The organism is Microbacterium sp. M (assembly GCF_045181065.1).
Lineage (GTDB): Bacteria > Actinomycetota > Actinomycetes > Actinomycetales > Microbacteriaceae > Microbacterium.
The window spans coordinates 2,375,264-2,390,705 of sequence record NZ_CP173721.1 but is presented as its reverse complement, the minus strand read 5'-3'; the positions used below and the strand labels follow the sequence as shown (position 1 = coordinate 2,390,705).

General features: G+C 68.8%; 19 protein-coding genes. 7 read left to right on the top strand and 12 right to left on the bottom strand.

The window, feature by feature from the left end; all coding sequences use genetic code 11:
* The first annotated feature begins 14 nt into the window (after positions 1-14).
* The gene (locus ACI7YT_RS11640) at positions 15-956 is read left to right on the top strand and encodes a DMT family transporter (RefSeq protein ID WP_406245692.1); all 942 of its coding nucleotides are present in this window, start codon (positions 15-17) and stop codon (positions 954-956) included.
* A gap of 7 nt (positions 957-963) precedes the next feature.
* A complete protein-coding gene (locus tag ACI7YT_RS11635; protein ID WP_406245691.1) occupies positions 964-1,725 on the top strand; it encodes a glycosyltransferase family 2 protein in 762 nt (253 codons plus the stop codon).
* A 1-nt stretch (position 1,726) separates the two neighbouring features.
* On the opposite strand, the gene ACI7YT_RS11630 is transcribed toward ACI7YT_RS11635, so the two are convergent.
* From ACI7YT_RS11630 to ACI7YT_RS11620, 3 genes are read right to left on the bottom strand one after another with little or no spacing between them, the layout of a single operon-like run.
* Positions 1,727-2,617 carry an alpha/beta fold hydrolase gene (locus ACI7YT_RS11630; RefSeq protein WP_406245690.1) on the bottom strand — a complete coding sequence of 297 codons (891 nt, stop codon included), beginning with the start codon at positions 2,615-2,617 and terminating at the stop codon, positions 1,727-1,729.
* A gap of 52 nt (positions 2,618-2,669) precedes the next feature.
* Complete coding sequence (locus tag ACI7YT_RS11625) at positions 2,670-2,876, bottom strand: ferredoxin (RefSeq protein ID WP_406245689.1); 207 nt, start codon at positions 2,874-2,876, stop codon at positions 2,670-2,672.
* A 13-nt stretch (positions 2,877-2,889) separates the two neighbouring features.
* Positions 2,890-3,930: a fatty acid desaturase family protein gene (locus tag ACI7YT_RS11620; RefSeq protein ID WP_406245688.1), complete on the bottom strand. Its 1,041-nt coding sequence runs from the start codon at positions 3,928-3,930 to the stop codon at positions 2,890-2,892.
* 104 nt (positions 3,931-4,034) lie between these two features.
* Between ACI7YT_RS11620 and ACI7YT_RS11615 the strand changes: the two genes are divergently transcribed.
* Positions 4,035-4,349: a hypothetical protein gene (locus ACI7YT_RS11615; RefSeq protein WP_406245687.1), complete on the top strand. Its 315-nt coding sequence runs from the start codon at positions 4,035-4,037 to the stop codon at positions 4,347-4,349.
* Between the two features lie 19 nt (positions 4,350-4,368).
* Here the strand turns inward: ACI7YT_RS11615 and ACI7YT_RS11610 are convergent, their stop codons facing one another.
* Entirely contained in the window at positions 4,369-4,530 is a 162-nt protein-coding gene (locus ACI7YT_RS11610) for a hypothetical protein (protein WP_406245686.1), read from the bottom strand.
* Between the two features lie 217 nt (positions 4,531-4,747).
* Here ACI7YT_RS11610 and ACI7YT_RS11605 point away from each other — a divergent pair, with 217 nt between their 5' ends.
* Entirely contained in the window at positions 4,748-5,059 is a 312-nt protein-coding gene (locus ACI7YT_RS11605) for a hypothetical protein (protein ID WP_406245685.1), read from the top strand.
* On the opposite strand, the gene ACI7YT_RS11600 is transcribed toward ACI7YT_RS11605, so the two are convergent.
* Both ACI7YT_RS11600 and ACI7YT_RS11595 read right to left on the bottom strand, forming a co-directional pair.
* Entirely contained in the window at positions 5,040-5,978 is a 939-nt protein-coding gene (locus ACI7YT_RS11600; RefSeq protein ID WP_406250571.1) for a methyltransferase family protein, read from the bottom strand. The two genes, ACI7YT_RS11605 and ACI7YT_RS11600, sit on opposite strands and share 20 nt — an antisense overlap.
* Positions 5,979-6,035: 57 nt before the next feature.
* Complete coding sequence (locus ACI7YT_RS11595; RefSeq protein WP_406245684.1) at positions 6,036-6,728, bottom strand: DedA family protein; 693 nt, start codon at positions 6,726-6,728, stop codon at positions 6,036-6,038.
* A gap of 118 nt (positions 6,729-6,846) precedes the next feature.
* Here ACI7YT_RS11595 and ACI7YT_RS11590 point away from each other — a divergent pair, with 118 nt between their 5' ends.
* On the top strand, positions 6,847-7,470 hold the full coding sequence (locus ACI7YT_RS11590) for an SGNH/GDSL hydrolase family protein (protein WP_406245683.1): 624 nt from the start codon (positions 6,847-6,849) through the stop codon (positions 7,468-7,470).
* Positions 7,471-7,473: 3 nt separating this feature from the next.
* Here ACI7YT_RS11590 and ACI7YT_RS11585 read toward each other — a convergent pair whose 3' ends face one another.
* From ACI7YT_RS11585 to ACI7YT_RS11575, 3 genes are read right to left on the bottom strand one after another with little or no spacing between them, the layout of a single operon-like run.
* Positions 7,474-7,764 (bottom strand): hypothetical protein, encoded by a 291-nt coding sequence (locus ACI7YT_RS11585; protein WP_406245682.1) that lies wholly within the window; start codon positions 7,762-7,764, stop codon positions 7,474-7,476.
* Positions 7,658-8,593: a Vms1/Ankzf1 family peptidyl-tRNA hydrolase gene (locus ACI7YT_RS11580; protein WP_406245681.1), complete on the bottom strand. Its 936-nt coding sequence runs from the start codon at positions 8,591-8,593 to the stop codon at positions 7,658-7,660. Before ACI7YT_RS11580 ends, ACI7YT_RS11585 begins: the two co-directional genes overlap by 107 nt.
* A complete protein-coding gene (locus ACI7YT_RS11575) occupies positions 8,586-8,789 on the bottom strand; it encodes a hypothetical protein (RefSeq protein WP_406245680.1) in 204 nt (67 codons plus the stop codon). Before ACI7YT_RS11575 ends, ACI7YT_RS11580 begins: the two co-directional genes overlap by 8 nt.
* 157 nt (positions 8,790-8,946) lie before the next feature.
* On the opposite strand from ACI7YT_RS11575, the gene ACI7YT_RS11570 reads away from it, so the two are divergent.
* Positions 8,947-9,159, top strand: coding sequence for a hypothetical protein (locus tag ACI7YT_RS11570; RefSeq protein WP_406245679.1), 213 nt, complete (start codon positions 8,947-8,949; stop codon positions 9,157-9,159).
* 47 nt (positions 9,160-9,206) lie between these two features.
* The gene (locus ACI7YT_RS11565) at positions 9,207-9,587 is read left to right on the top strand and encodes a hypothetical protein (protein ID WP_406245678.1); all 381 of its coding nucleotides are present in this window, start codon (positions 9,207-9,209) and stop codon (positions 9,585-9,587) included.
* Between the two features lie 135 nt (positions 9,588-9,722).
* On the opposite strand, the gene ACI7YT_RS11560 is transcribed toward ACI7YT_RS11565, so the two are convergent.
* From ACI7YT_RS11560 to ACI7YT_RS11550, 3 genes are read right to left on the bottom strand one after another with little or no spacing between them, the layout of a single operon-like run.
* Positions 9,723-13,112, bottom strand: coding sequence for an error-prone DNA polymerase (locus ACI7YT_RS11560; protein WP_406245677.1), 3,390 nt, complete (start codon positions 13,110-13,112; stop codon positions 9,723-9,725).
* Positions 13,112-14,638 (bottom strand): DNA polymerase Y family protein, encoded by a 1,527-nt coding sequence (locus ACI7YT_RS11555; protein ID WP_406245676.1) that lies wholly within the window; start codon positions 14,636-14,638, stop codon positions 13,112-13,114. Before ACI7YT_RS11555 ends, ACI7YT_RS11560 begins: the two co-directional genes overlap by 1 nt.
* Entirely contained in the window at positions 14,635-15,396 is a 762-nt protein-coding gene (locus ACI7YT_RS11550; protein ID WP_406245675.1) for a hypothetical protein, read from the bottom strand. Before ACI7YT_RS11550 ends, ACI7YT_RS11555 begins: the two co-directional genes overlap by 4 nt.
* Positions 15,397-15,442 lie beyond the last annotated feature (46 nt).

The following is a 15,442-nucleotide window of genomic DNA, read 5'->3' as shown; positions in this document are numbered from 1 at the left end:
GTATAGTCGAAATCATGAGTAAACAGATCGGTGTACTTCGGGCGGCGACAACTGCGGCGGCCGCCATAGCCTTCGTCGTGAGCTGGAGTTCCGGGTTCCTCGTTCCGGCGATCGCCACGGAAGACGTCTCGCCGTTGACGCTGCTCGTGTGGCGGTTCGTACCGCTCGCGGTGGTCCTGCTCGTCGTCGTGCTCACCACGGGTGCCGCCCGCGAGGTCGCGCGTGCGGACGTGCGCCGCCAAGCACTCATCGGACACTGCGCGCAGTTCGGCTACTGCACTGCGGTGTACGCGGCGGTCGCGGAAGGCGTCGCCACCGGCACCACGGCACTGATCGATGCCGTGCAACCTCTCGTCGTCGCGATGCTGGTCGGCCCGCTGCTGGGTCTGCGAGTCCGCGGGGCGCAGTGGATCGGGCTCCTCGTCGGGGCGGTCGGGGTTCTGCTGGTCGTGCGCTCCCAGCTCGAAGACTCCACTGCGCACCCCGCCGCCTACCTCTGGCCGGCCCTCGCGATGGCGTGCCTGATCATCGGCACGTTCCTCCAGCGCCGCTCTGCGTCCAGGACCGGGACACTCGTCACCCTGACCATCCACGTGACCGCGACCGCACTGGCGCTGGTGGTTGTCGCGGCAGTCTTCGGAGTGCTTGCGCCCCCGGCATCCACGGCGTTCTGGGCCGCGGCCGGCTTCGCCGCCGCGTTTCCCACGCTCACGGCATACGGATTGTACTGGTGGCTCCTGCGCCGAATCGGCATCACGGCGCTGAATGCGCTGCTGTTCCTCGTCGCTCCGACGACCGCGGCCGCGGGAGCGCTCCTGCTCGGCGAGCCGCTCACGATCGTGACGCTCCTGGGCTTCGCCCTGTGCGGCGCGGGCGTGGCGATCGTGCTGACGAGCGATACGCGCGGCACGCGCGTGCCGGACTCTCCCGTCCCAGCGGCCGGACGCGCACAATAGGAGGACGATGACGTTCGACCTCCTCTCCGTCTCCGTGGTGATCCCGGTGCGGAACGACGCGCGCATGCTGGAGGTGTGCCTTCGCGCCCTGGGCGAGCAGGCTCGCAGACCGGACGAGATCGTCGTGGTCGACAACGGCAGCACCGACGAGACGGCAGCCATAGCCGAACGGTACGGCGCACGCCTCGTCACGGAACCCGTCCCCGGCATTCCCCAGGCCGCATCCGCAGGGTACGACGCGGCCACGGGCGACATCATCGCGAGGCTGGATGCCGATTCCCGACCGGGTCCCGAGTGGATCGAGCGCATCGCTCGGACGTTCGAGGCCCGTGCCGAGCTCGACTTCCTCACGGGCGACCCTCGTTTCTACGGCGCGACGCCACTGGTGCACTGGATGGGCAGGCACCTCTACATCGGCGGCATGTACGCGGTGCTCACGCCGTTCCTCGGCCACGCGCCCCTGTTCGGCTCGAACATGGCGATGCGCTCTCGAGCGTGGCGGATGCTGAGCGAAGAGGTCCACCGCGATGAACCGCACATCCACGATGACTTCGACCTCGCCTTCCATGTGCGTCCCGACATGACGGTGCTGCGCGATCGCGGTCTCGTCGTCGACGTGTCAGCGCGCCCCTTCCAGAACTGGAGCTCGCTCCGTCGTCGACTGAGCTGGGTGCTCCCCACCGTCCGGCTCCACATGCCAGAGGAAGCTCCGCATCGGCGACGCCAGGCGCGTCGTCGAGCAAGCGTCGCATCGCCGCCCGGCCGGTGACTCAGCGGCGGGCTCTGGCGTAGAGTTCGAGCAGATCCGCACTGAGCTGGTGCGGCGTGGTCTCGCTGGGGCTGTGTCCGGTCGGATAGGCGCGGAACTCCGCACCGATGTCGCGCGCGAACTGCTCGTGCGCCGAAAGCGGCCACAGATCACGTGATCCGGCGGCGACGAGCTTGGGCACCGACAGCTCCCGCACGCGGCTGCGCAGATCGGGAGAAGCCATCATCAGTCCGACGATCTCCTCGACACTGCGTCGACTGGTGAGCGCGAACCGCGACCGCACGAACTCGAGACGTCGCGGCGGAACGCGATTCCTGTTGGTCACGATGCCCCAGATCATGAGCGCGGCACCGCGTCGCGCGCTCGCGATCGGCGCGATCGGGCCCAGCACGCGCATGCGTGCGAACACATTGCCCGAGCTCGGCGGCGTGGTCAGCAGCGCGAGCGACAGCAGCAGGTCAGGCCGCCGAACAGCCACGAGCTGAGCGATCGTCCCGGCGAAGGAGTAGCCGAGGAGATGTGCGGGACCGCCTGCTTCGAGGAAGGCGATCAGGTCGTCGATGAAGAGCTGATACGTGTACGCCGATCCTTCGCCGGCTCTGTGGGACTGGTACTGACCTGCCAGGTCGAACGATTGCACGAAGTAACCTGCTTGAGCGATGATCGGCAGCATCAGCGCGAAATCCTCTTTGGATCCCGTCGCACCGGGCACCAGCACCACGCGCGGCTGCGCGGGGTCGCCCAGGGAGACGACCGCCAGCTCGCCACTCGGCGCAGCGAACCGCGAAGGCACGGAACAGGCCGGCGGGATCGCCCAGTCGATGTCCCGGAGCGCTGCATCCAGGGCTGCGGGGGAGCCCGGCGCTCTCCCGCGCCACGATTGCGTCGACACGCTCACAAGGTACCGCTCGAGCCGGTCGCGCAGCCGGATCCGTGCCGGTGGGTCAGGTCTCGTCCTCTTCGACCCGGATCGTCGCCGACGGACAGAGATCCTCGGCCTCTCGGACGGCCGCCCATTCCGACTCGGGAGGGCTCTCATCGAGGATGCTGACGAATCCACCGTCCTCCTCGCGGTTCGCGAAGACCTTCGGCGCCGTGCGACTGCAGTTTCCCGACGCGATGCAGGTGGTCGGATTGATGGTTACCTTCATGGTGCCTCCAATGTCAGCCACGGTACTGGCGAACGAGCGGACACGTATAGGGATCGCGGTTCTTCAGACCCACCTGATTCAGATAGGCGATGATGATGTGGAACGCCTCGCCGAGCGAGGTCTCCGCGTACGGGATGCCGTTGTCCGCGCAGTGCCTCCGGACCAGCCTCTGCAGTGCAGGGAGATTCGGGCGCGGTGCCATGGGGAACAGATGATGCTCCACCTGGTACTCCAGCCCGCCCATGAAGAAGTGGACGAGCGGACCACCGCGCACATTGCGGGACATGTACACCTGTCGTCGCAGGAAGTCGATGTCCGCGTCGTGGGGGACAGTGGGCATTCCGATGTGATTCGGGGAGAACGCCCCGCCGAGCAGGAAACCGAACACGGCCACCTGCACGAGGACGAACGCGATCGCCATGCCGACCGGCAGCACGATGAACAGGAGCGCGAGATAGCCGAACACCCGGATCCCGACGAACAGGATCTCGGCCCACCGATGCGTGACGTGCTTGCCGGTGAGGATGGTCCGGAACGAATCGACGTGCAGGGAGAAACCTTCGAACAACAGCAGCGGCAGGAAATAGTAGCCCTGGTAGCGGGCGAGCTTCGCCGCCCATCCGGTGCGCTGATCGGTGCCCTCCGGAGTGAACGAGAGTACTCCCGGCGCGGCATCCGGGTCCTCGCGCTCCTTGTTCGGGTTCGCGTGGTGGCGACTGTGCTTGTTCACCCACCATCCGTAGCTGAGCCCGGTGAACAGTCCGGCCAGCACTCTCGCCACCCACTCGTTCCAGCGCGGCGAGGCGAAGACCTCCTGGTGGGCCGCTTCATGGCCGAGGAATCCGAGCTGAGCCATCGCGACTCCCAGCAGGGCCGCGAGCACGAGTTGGAACCATGATTCGCCCAATAGGACGACCGCCACCAGAATCGCCGCCGTGGTCAGCGTCCAGAACAGGATCATCGCCCAATAGAACCCATATCGACGACGCATCAGACCTGCGTCGTTGGCCTCTGCGGACAGTTGATGGAAGGCTTCGACGTAGCGATCGACCATATTCGGATGCTAGAAAGCCGGATGCTCGCATCGACAGCCCCTTGACGAACGAATCCGGAATGTCCAGTGATACGTCGGCGACCGGAATGGGGTACCGTCGCCCCATGGGCACACTTCACTACGGCGCGTCCGATGATGCGATCCACATTGAGGATCGCGCCCTCGCGCACCTCAAAGTCGTCATCGCGACGAAGTTGCGTCGGCAGGAATCGTTCACGCTGTCCTGGCAGCACCCGGAGGGAGACGCCGTCGGGCGCTCCACGATCTGGATCCACCCGTCGATCCCGCTGCGGTTCACGTTCGACGAGCCGGAGGCGCCGGAGCTGAACGCGAAGTGGATCGAGGCGCTCATGCACTCGGCGAACTCGACGGGCGGCATCTCTTTGGTGGACGAGGTTCTCGACGCACCGGACGCCTGAGCAGTCACCGCGAGCTCCGCTACGGCAGATCCTCGACCTCGATCGTGTCCTCGTCGGCATCCTCTTCTGCCGGCGAGGTGTCGTCCGGGTCCGGTCGCGCGTCGGTCGTGGGGATGTCGGGGTCCACGCCATCGGCGTTCACGAGACGCTCGTCATCGGGCAGGGCTTGAGGGTCGGACATGGTGTTCTCCCATCGTCATCGCCCTCAGTGTGATGCACCCCGCCGGCGTCGTCGCGCCCGTTGACAGCGAAGCGCTGGACCAGGACAATCCGCGTGCGCAACCCCCTTCATCCGGCGCCGCCTCGTCGAAGATCTGCAGGTCGCGACGGCTCTCACGAGCTGACCGAAGTCGGCGATCCCACTGGCGGACGAGGGATGCTGAGCGTAGCGTTCGGACATGGGCCAGCTGATCTATGACGGCGAAAATCGTCCCATCGTCCTGGACGACCGGACCCTCGCGCATCTGAAGGTCGTCGTGACGACGAAGCTCCGGAGGCACGAGGGCTTCACGATGTCCTGGCGGCACCCCGAGAATCAACCACGGGGAAGGTCCACGATCTGGCTGCACCCGTCGATCCCGCTGCAGTTCATCTTCGACGAGCCCGAGCCGCCGGACCTGAACCCGCAGTGGATTCAGGATCTGATGAACTCGGCGAACTCGTCGGGCGGGATCGCTCTCGTCGATGAAGTCATCGACGGCCCGGACTGACCGGCACCGCGAACGGTCGCCCCGGCATCCAGCACCGCACACGGGCCCGGTAGCCGGCGTACTCCTGACCGAATCGGCTTTCGAGGTCCGCCTCCTCGTGCGGTCGGACGAGCGTGTTCCACACCAGCGATCCGCTGAGCGCGTAGAGGACCACGAGCCAGGAGCCGACAAGCATGCCGACCGCGACGCCCTGCGCGATCCCGGCGACCGCCATGGGGTTGCGCACCCAGCGGTACGGTCCCGCGACGACGAGCCGCCGGGGCATCGCGGAGGGAAGCGGCGTACCCGCGCCGCGCGTCGCCATCGTCAGCGCTGACCAGATGCCCAGCGTGCTCGCGGCGACCAGGAGAACGCCGCCGGCGATCCTGATCGCGGGCATCACCGGAGCCACGAGCCCCCAACGATGCTCCACCGCGACGATCAGAGCGGGGAGGGCGACCAGGAAGACGCCCCAGAACAGGGACAGCTGCCCGACGGTGCGCGCCACGTGCGCGCCCGCCTCCGGCGCTGCACGGAACGCGAACGGTCCCACGATCATCCGCTCGCTCGGCAGGCGGCCGCACAGGACGAGGATGCCCGCCATGACGCTGCCCGCGGCGGCCGCGACCATGAGCAGCGCTCCCCAACCGGCGGTGCCGGTCAGCGTTGCGTACGCCGCCATGCACACCGCGACCAGGCTCGTCCACGGTACGACGATCCACACGGCCCATCGCAGCCCGCACGCGACGAGCGCCGAAGCGATCACGAACAGGGGGATGTCGAGCACGGCCAGGACAAGGGGGTCGAGAGCCCCGAGCGTCGCCGACCGCACAGCAGGGATCAGCCACACGCCGAGCCACCACGCAGCCCCGGCTGCGGTTTGCACGGCGAAGTACAGGCGCCCGGTGCGTGCCGTCAGGGCGAGCGCCCTCACGTCGATGATCCAGACCGGCCTGCCGAGGCCAGCTCCCGCTCGATCAGGGAAAGGACCATGCCCTCATTCTGCCCGGTCGGCGGCAGCGGCGCTCGCCTGCAGTTCGCCGTCGCGTCGGACCGCAGCGCGGTCGCGGCGGATCTGCCGTACGCGCAGCATGATCCACGCGACGATCGCGATCACGACAGCGGCGATGACGAGCTTCTGGAAGATTCCGGCGTACTCCTCGACGATGTGCCAGTTCGCCCCGAGCAGATAGCCGGCCATGACGAAGATGGTGTTCCAGATCGCGCTGCCCGCGGTGGTCAGCAGAGTGAAACGCAGCAGAGGCATCCGCTCGACGCCGGCCGGGATCGAGATCAGGCTTCGGAAGATGGGGATCATCCTGCCGAAGAACACCGCCTTGGAGCCGTGCCGCAGGAACCAGGCCTCGGCACGTTCGACGTCCTCGATCTTGATCAACGGCATCCGCTCGGCGATCGCGAACAGCCGCCGTCGGCCGAGCCATGCACCCAGGCCGTACAGCGCCAGCGCACCGACGATCGATCCGACGGTCGTCCAGATCAGCACCGAGACCAGACTCAGCGAACCCTGGTGCGCGGTGAACCCCGCCAACGGCAGGATGACCTCGCTGGGCAGGGGAGGGAACAGGTTCTCCAGGGCGATCGCGAGACCGGCTCCCGGTCCACCCAGGGTCTCCATGAGGGAGACCGCCCAGGCGGCGATGGCGTTGAGATTCTCGGCGCTCGACGTCATGGCTCCCACGGTAGGCGAGCCAAGCTGAACGATCGCGCAGAGGGTGTGCGGCCGGTCGATAGGATGGCCGCGGCTCGATCGAGCCCGCGACATCCCGACCAGGACGGATCACCTACGAATGAGCAGCGACGCTCGCGCCCGCACCATCCTCTTCTTCGGCGACAGCATCACCGATGCCGGACGACGAGACGACCCTGACCAGCTCGGCGACGGGTACGTCCGCGTGATCGCCGGCCGTCTCGGCGAATCCCATCCGGAGCTGCAGGTCGTCAACCGCGGGATCGGAGGGAACCGGACGGGCGATCTGATCGCCCGTCTCGATGCGGACTGCATCGATGAGCGCCCTGATGTCGTCAGCATCCTGATCGGGATCAACGACGTCTGGCGTCGATACGATGATGACGACGCCACCAGCGCGGAGCAGTTCGAAGCCAACCTGCGCACCATCCTCGCGGCCATCCGGCAGCGCACGGATGCCGCCATCGTCATGCTCGAGCCGTTCCTGCTGCCGGTGACGGACAAGCTGCGATTCCGCGAGGATCTCGACCCGAAGATCGAGATCGAGCGCCGTCTGGCCGACGAGTTCGGTGCGACTTTCGTCGCGCTGGATGCTCCTCTCATCGCGCACGCGCAGGAGAGCAGCCCGGAGGAGATCGCCGGAGACGGCATCCATCCGACGCCGCACGGCCACCGCATCGTCGCAGACCGCTGGTTGGCCGCGACGGCCGATCTGCTGGGCTGAGGTTCACGCAGCCGGCCAGCGCAGGACGGCCAGTGGTTCGCGGGTGGCGCGCTGCTCGCGCTCCTCGTCCGGCTCTTCGAAGTCGTCCTGCTCCACCAGGACGCGCGCGTCGGTGAGCAGGGCGGCCCTGGCCAGTGCATCGGCCGCGGGGATCCGGCCGAGAGAGCCGACACCGAGTCGGTCGCCGTCATCGACCCAGGGGACGTCGGCGAGCGCGTCCAGGGTGCGATCGTCGTCCCAGAGCCGCTCGTCGAGCACGAGCGTGTCGACCGCGGCCTCCTGCAGGGCGGTCATGATCTCTGGGATGCCGTGGGCGCCGCGTCTCCCGTTGGCGGTCTGCGCGCGCTCTCTGGCCGTTGCGACGTCGTCGGTTTTCGATGTGGTCCAGCTCCTCCTCGATCCTCGATTCGAGGGCGCCGTCGTCGGATCCGGCGGCGCGCGTGTGGGCATCGACTTCGACGGCGATCCCACGGCTCTCCTCGGCGAGATCCGCGATCAGGAGCTGCCGGGCACGAACATCCCCGGCGATCGCGATGAAGGCAGGGCGAACCTCGCGGACGGTCCGGTCGACGGCCTCGGCGACCTCGCGCTGATTGAGCTTCCAGATCTGTTCCGACGTGCGCTGGTGCTTGGCGTGCGACCAGCCGCCGGCCTGGACCTTGGGCAGCGCATCGGTGCGGCCCTCGATGTCGAGGGCCGCACCGGATGACCTCCCGGCCCGCTCCCACCGCAGCTGGGCGCCCTCGCGACCCGTCTCGACGACGAGATATTCGACATCGTCGCCCTGATGAGACAGGAGAGGGCGCAGCGGCGGCACCGGACCGTGCGCGGCGATCTCCGCCCCGTGGCGAGCGCCCTCCAACGGCGCATCCAGCACGACCTGACCGTCTTTGGCGATCAGGTATCGCGCCGACGGGGAAGGCAGACCGGTTCCCGAGCGCAGCGCGGATGCGATCGCCTCGGCATCCGCCTCAGGCGCACCGGAATCCTCGTGGCCGCGTCGGACGGCATCCTGCTTCTTCTCTTCGACGACCTGCGGCTCGGCTCCTGGGCCGTCCACGTACGCGGCGGTCCAAGGGCCCCGCTGGCGCAGGAGGTCCGTGATCTCGGAGAGCTCAGTCATGATCGGCATCCGGCTCGTCCTGGGTGAACGCCTGCTCGACCTCGGCGGCGTCCGTGTCATCGGGGAGAGGCTCGGTCTCGCGGAATTCTTCGGCGTGGGGTCGGCCGTGCCCCTGCACCATGCCGCGCGACTCCTGCTCCATCTGATCGTCGAGAGCGGGACCGTGCTTGGTGTTCCCGCGTTCTGCGTCGCTCATGTCTGCTCCCTTCGTCCTGTGCGGCCACCGTACGAGGCAGGAGCGAGATCGCGGACCCGGTTGACGATCGCGGTGCTGCGCGCTGCCCCCTCGCGGATCTCGCCGCGCGGGCGCATCCTGGACTTTTATGGAAGCGAACGCACGGAAGGAGCCTGCGATGCGTGAGCGGAATGAGGAACCGATCGACCAGGAGACGCCTGGACCGGATCGCTGGGAGCAGGAACGCGAACTCCTGGACGATCCGGACGACGTGGAGCAGCCGTTCGGCGATCGGACTCCGGATGCCGCGAGCATCCACGCCGACGTCGCGGACGTGTTCGAGCAGTCGATCGACGTGCCGGACGAGGAACGACGAGAGGATTCGGTCTGACGCCGATTCCGAGTGCGCTCCACAGGCGAAGTTCCTAGAGTGGTCTCATGGACAGAACCCTCGTGCTGGCGGCCTCTGCGCCCATCCCGGTCGGTCACCGCGTCGAGGTCGCCGAACAGCTGGACCTCGTCGGCGGGACGAGCATGGTCGTCGCGATCACGGACCTCGAGACGGGAGTGCGCTACCAGCGTGCCGAGGAACCGTCCGCGGAGCTGTCGGTCTGGCAGGGCCGGGTCCTGACAACGACCGTGACATCGACGGCCGACGGCCCGCGGACGGCCGTCAAGGTCGATGCGGTGCGATCGGCGGCATTCGATGCCGACATCGCGCTGCGCGGGGCGGATGCCGCGGCCGGGGCGGCGAAGGACGAATCCGACCGCTGGGGATCGGACCCGTTGCCCGAGAGGGAACCCGACCGCTTCTGGTGAACTCAGCCGTCAGCCGTCAGCCGTCAGCCGTCAGCCGTCAGCCGTCAGCCGTCAGCCGTCAGCCGTCAGCCGTCAGCCGTCAGCCGTCAGCCGTCAGCCGTCAGCCGTCAGCCGTCAGCCGTCAGCCGTCAGCCGTCAGCGGAAGTCGCGCGAGCGGTGCTGGAGGCCCGTGCGCAGATCCTCGAACGCGTCGGCGAGCACATTCACGACGCCCTCGGTCGAGCGCTCCAGGATGCCGCGGACGATGAGCGCGGGGGAGTCTCTGGCGACCCGTTGATAGCGCCTCCACACTCCGGGTGAGCAGACCACATTGACCAGGCCGTGCTCATCCTCGAGGTTGAGGAACGTGATGCCGGATGCCGTCGCCGGGCGTTGCCGGTGCGTCACGAGGCCCGCGACCTCGATGCGACGGCCCACCTCATGGTCGGCCAGGAGGGCGGAGGCGAGCACACCCCGCTCGTCCAGCTGCGCTCTGAAGTGCGTCAGGGGATGATCGTCGGTCGCGATGCCCGTGGCCCAGAGATCGGCGGACAGCCGTTCGTATCCGGTCTGATCGGGGAACAACGGAGGCTGCACGGCCACGACCGTGCCCGGCAGGAAGCGAGCCTGGTCTTCGGCTGCCGCACCGGCGAGCCAGGCCGCCTCCCGACGATTCATCCCCATGCTCTCGAAGGCACCGGCTGTCGCCAGCGCCTCCACCTGTGCGGCGGTGGCATCCGTGCGGCGGACGAGGTCGTTCAGATCGCGGAAGGGACCGTTCTCGTCCCGCTCGGCGACGATCCGCTCCGCGAACGGCAGCCCGATGCCGCGGACGTCCGAGAGCCCGAGGCGGACGGCGTACGCGCCGTCGCGTCGATGATCGGCCGACTCGTCCGGTTTCGACCGGTCGAAGCGCACAGCGGCATCCGGGTCCCCGTCGAGGAGGCAGGATGCCTGTCCGGTGGCACCGCGGCCGTCTTCGAGCGGGGTGAGCGCAGCCTGCGCCTCCGAGGCATGCAAGTCGGGCCGGTGCACGCGGACGCCATGCCGCCGAGCGTCCGAGGTGAGCGTCGCCGCCGAGTAGAAGCCCATCGGCTGAGAGCGCAGAAGACCGGCGAGGAACGCGGCGGGATAGTGCAGCTTCAGCCAGGAGCTGGCGTAGACGAGCAGCGCGAAGGACAGCGAATGCGACTCGGCGAATCCGAAGTTCGAGAACGCCTGGATCTGCGCATAGATCCGGTTCGAGGTGGCCTCGTCGAGTCCGTGCCGCGCCATGCCGGCGTACAGCTTCTCGCGGATGCGCTCGATCTTCTCCAGCCCTCGCTTGGATCCCATCGCACGGCGCAGCAGGTCGGCCTCGTCGGCGTCGCAGTCGCCGAGCGCCGTTGCCATCTGGATGAGCTGCTCCTGGAACACGGGGATGCCCAGTGTGCGCTCCAGGATCGGCTCCAGCACCGGGTGCGCATAGGTGACGTCCTCCTGCCCGAGCTTGCGGCGTACGAACGGGTGCACGGCCCCGCCCTGGATGGGGCCGGGGCGGATGAGGGCGATCTGGATGACGAGGTCGTAGAACTCCCGCGGCTGCAATCGGGGGAGCAGCCCCATCTGCGCCCGGGATTCGACCTGGAACACCCCGATCGAGTCGGCCCGGCACAGCATGTCGTACACCGCCGGTTCCTCCTTCGGGAGGGACTGCAGCGTCCAGCGCTCTCCGGTGGCCCCGGCGATGAGATCGAAGCAGTGCTGCAGGGCCGCCAGCATCCCCAGCCCCAGCAGGTCGAACTTCACCAGCCCCATCCAGGCCGCGTCGTCCTTGTCCCACTGGATGACCGTGCGGTTCGCCATCCTGGCGTGCTCGACGGGGACCACCTCGCCGACCGGCCTGGCGGTGAGCACCATGCCCCCGGAGTGGATGCCGAGATGCCGTGGCGCCTTCAGTAGATCCCCGGCGTACGCCAGCACCTGCGCCGGGATGTCGTGGCCCTCGGCGGGCTGCAGGTCGGCGCCCCACCCCTCGACCTGCTTGGACCAGGCGTCCTGCTGCCCGGGGGAATGCCCCAGAGCCCTCGCCATGTCCCGGACGGCGTTCTTGGGGCGGTACTGGATGACGTTCGCGACCTGTGCGGCTCGTTCGCGCCCGTACTGCTCGTACACCCACTGGATGATCTCCTCGCGTCGGTCGGAGTCGAAGTCGACGTCGATGTCCGGCTCCTCTTCGCGGGTGGTGGCGAGGAAGCGCTCGAAGGGCAGCCGGTACAGGATCGGGTCCACGGCGGTGATCCCGAGCAGATAGCAGACCGCGCTCGCCGCTGCCGACCCTCGACCCTGGCAGAGGATGCCGCGGCGGCGTGCTTCGGCCACGATGCCGTGCACGATGAGGAAGTACCCGGGGAAGTCCTTCTCCTCGATGACGTTCAGTTCCCGCTCGATGCGGCGACGGCCATCGTCGTTCAGACGGGGATAGATCCGAGGGGCCGCCTCCCAGACCAGCGCACGCAGATGGCTCATCGGGGTCTCCCCGTCCGGGACCTTCATGCGCGGCAGCGCGGGACGCGCCCTGCGCAGTTCGAAGGCGCTGTCGCGGGCGATGGCGAGCCCGTGGCCGATCGCACCGGGGAAGCGACGGAACCGCTCGGTCATCTCGGCTCCGCTGCGCAGATGCGCCGAGCCGTGCACGGGAAGCCACCCGTCCAGTTCGTCCATGCCGCGGGTGGCGCGCACCGCGGCGACCGCTTCGGCCATGCCGACGCGCTCCGGCGCCGCGTAGTGCACATTGTTCGTCGCCACCACGGGCAGCCGCTCGGTGCGGGCGAGATCGGCCAGCGCGTCGTTGCGACGCGAATCCAGCGGGTCGCCGTGGTCGATGAGCTCGACGGCCACCCGATCCCGGCCGAACAGATCGACGAGGCGGCGCAGCGGGGTCGCGGCATCGCCTGCCGCGAGCCCCCTGCGCACGGCGCCCTTGCGGCAGCCGGTGAGGATCGTCCAATGACCGTCCGCGAGCGCTGCGAGCTCGTCGATGTCGTACTGCGGGCGCCCCTTCTCGCCGCCGCGCAGCTGGGCCCGGGTGATCGCGCCGGACAGCCGGTGGTAGCCCTCGATGCCGCCGGCCAGGACCAGCAGATGCTCCCCTGGTGGATCGGGGGAGCCCTTTCGCGGGGCGGTGAGATTCAGCGACAGCTCGGCACCGAACACGGTCTGCACGTCGAACCCGCCGGCATCCGCCGTCTCGGCGAAGCGGGCGGCACCGTAGAAGCCATCGTGGTCGGTGATCGCCAGGGCCGTGAGGCCGAGCCGCTCGGCCTCGAGGAGCATGTCTTCGGGGGAGGAGGCGCCGTCCAGGAACGAGAACGTGGAGTGCGCGTGCAGCTCGGCATAGGGGACGGCATTCTGCGGGCGTGTGACGGAAACAGGCGGTTCGGCCTGTCTCTTCCTGCTGATCGGACCCGGATCGGGGCGGACGGGGACGCCGTCTGCCGGTTCGCGGGCGCTCAGCGTCTCCTCGAGCTCGCGCCAGCTCATACCCGGATGGTTCTGCCAGCCCATCAGACGTACCTCCCTTCAGCCCACCAGCTCTTGTCCTCCCACAGCACGAGCCACGCACGCTGGGCGGCATCGACGATCTGGAACCGATGGGCGCTCTGCGCGGCATCCGGATCCCAGCCGTGCTCGCGCAGAGGCCAGGGGCCGGCCCAGGAGAGCACAGCGGCATCCGCGATGAAGGCGGGTGCGGCGGAGAGCGCGCCCCTGGCATCGACGGTGGGGATGGACCGGTCGGCCGCCGTCACCGCGATCGGCCGTGGGGGTGCGAAGACCTCGGCAGGATGCGGCGCGGGCAGACTCCCCGGCCAGGGCATCGCAGGATCGCGCTCGATCGGAGCGCGATCGCCCCAGGGCTGCAGCTGCTGGCGATCGGCCATACGGCGCCCGCCGACGATCACGGGGGTGACCACCCCTCGGTGACCGAGCAGAGCCTGTACGCGCGAGACCGCGTGATGCAGACGCTCCTCCGGCCCCTGTCCGAAGAGTCCTGGTTGATGGTGTCGGCTGTCGTCCGTGCGGGTGGGGACGATCCGCACGGTCACGATGCCGGCTGGCACCCGATCCGAGGCGTCCGAGTCGGCGGGGCGCAGCGTCTCGAGCTGCCAGCGGACCCGGTCGACGAGGTCTGCGGCTTCGAAGGATGTCGGATGCATCCACACCCTGGTGGAGACCGCGCCGTCATCGTCGGTGAAATCGATGCGGACCTCGGTGCAGACCAGAGACGCCTCGGCCAACCCGGCGAAGACGGAGTCAGCCGTCTGCCGGACGGCGAAGGCCACCTGATCGGCCTGACCGAGCGGCGTCTCGAACGACACTTCGCGGGAGAGCTCGGGGGGAGGGGACCCGGACGGCAACGGGCGGGAGTCGGCGCCGGCGGCCAGCGCGTGCAGACGTGCACCGCGCTCGCCGAAGCGGTCTCGGATCATGTTCTCGCCGAGCCGGGCGAAATCGGCGAGCCGCCTGACTCCGAGCCGATCGAGCAGAGCGGTGATCTCCTCGTCGCCGAGGACCTGGACGGGCAGCGGGGCGAGGAAATCGCCGGCGCCTCCTGGCGGCACGATCAGTGCCGGGTCGCCGAGGCGCGCCGCCTGCTCGGCGGTGAACAGGCCGTCGGCGACGCCTGCCCTGGTGCCCGGGTGCCCGTGTTCCGCGAGCATCTCGATGAGCACGCTCGCCGCTTCGGCTTCGCCGCCGTAATACCGGGAGGGGCCGCGGGCGCGGAGCGCGGCGAGCCCTGGGCGCAGCTGCTGGACGCCGGGCACCTGATCCTCGAGCAGCCGCAGAACGGGGAGGAACGCGGTCTCGTCGCGGAGCGGATCGACGTTCAGCAGTTGCAGCGCGGGGGAGCGGGACTGCGCCAGTCGCCGGCGCTGTCCGCGGCGTACCCCCTGCGCCCTGGCCTCGTCGGAGCAGGCGATGATCGTATTCGCCTGCACGACGGCCACGGGGCCGTACGGCGGCGGGGCGCCGACAGCTGCGCGCACCGGCCAATCCGGCAGCCACAGCACGAGATGGCGAGGGGGCATCATCCGGCCACCGCCCACTGATCCGGAAGAACGGGACGCTCATCCGCCGTGCGGCGCAGCGGTGCGACCGGACGCAGCGGGGCCGGCGCGGCATCCACCCGCCCCAGGGAACCAGGCAGGCGCGCCCGGATGCGCCGCGGCGTCTCCAGCCGGCGGGATGAGCAGCTGATCGTGACCGTGCGATCCGCGAGCAGCCCCCAGCCTTCGCCGAGTCCGTGCCACTCGGTCTCTTCGACACGCAGCGTCGCCTCGCTCTGGGGCCAGCGGGCCGTGACCAGGAGCGTGCAGGCGCGATCGCGCAGCCGTGCGTTCATGCGCTGGATGTCGGCATCCGACGCCCGATTGCGCGGATGCACGGCGATGAGCGGGACGACTTCGGACAGGGCGGAGGCGACGGTGAGCCAGCGGGGACCGGGGTCCGGCACGAGGATGAGGCGCGACAGGTCGACGCCGAAGCCGGCCATCGCCTCGATGCCGAGGGTCGGCATGCCGATGACGGCGCACCACGAGCCCTTCTGCGACGGTGCGGCCAGCAGCGCGCCCAGCAGACTCGGCGACGGCATGAGGGAGTATGCGGCGCCGGTGCGCAGCCCGTCATCGGGAAGCAGGCCTTCCAGCGCCTGATCGATCGGGAGGAGAGGAACATCGCTGCGACGACGCTGCATACGGGAGATCTCGCTGCGCAGTCGATGCAGTTCCTGCGCGCGGGAGGCAGTGCTCTCACGGGGGAGAGCGGACGGGGCGGAGAGTGCGGTGCCCATGGATCCATCCTCGAAGATATCTACTAATAAATCAAGTGATGCTCTG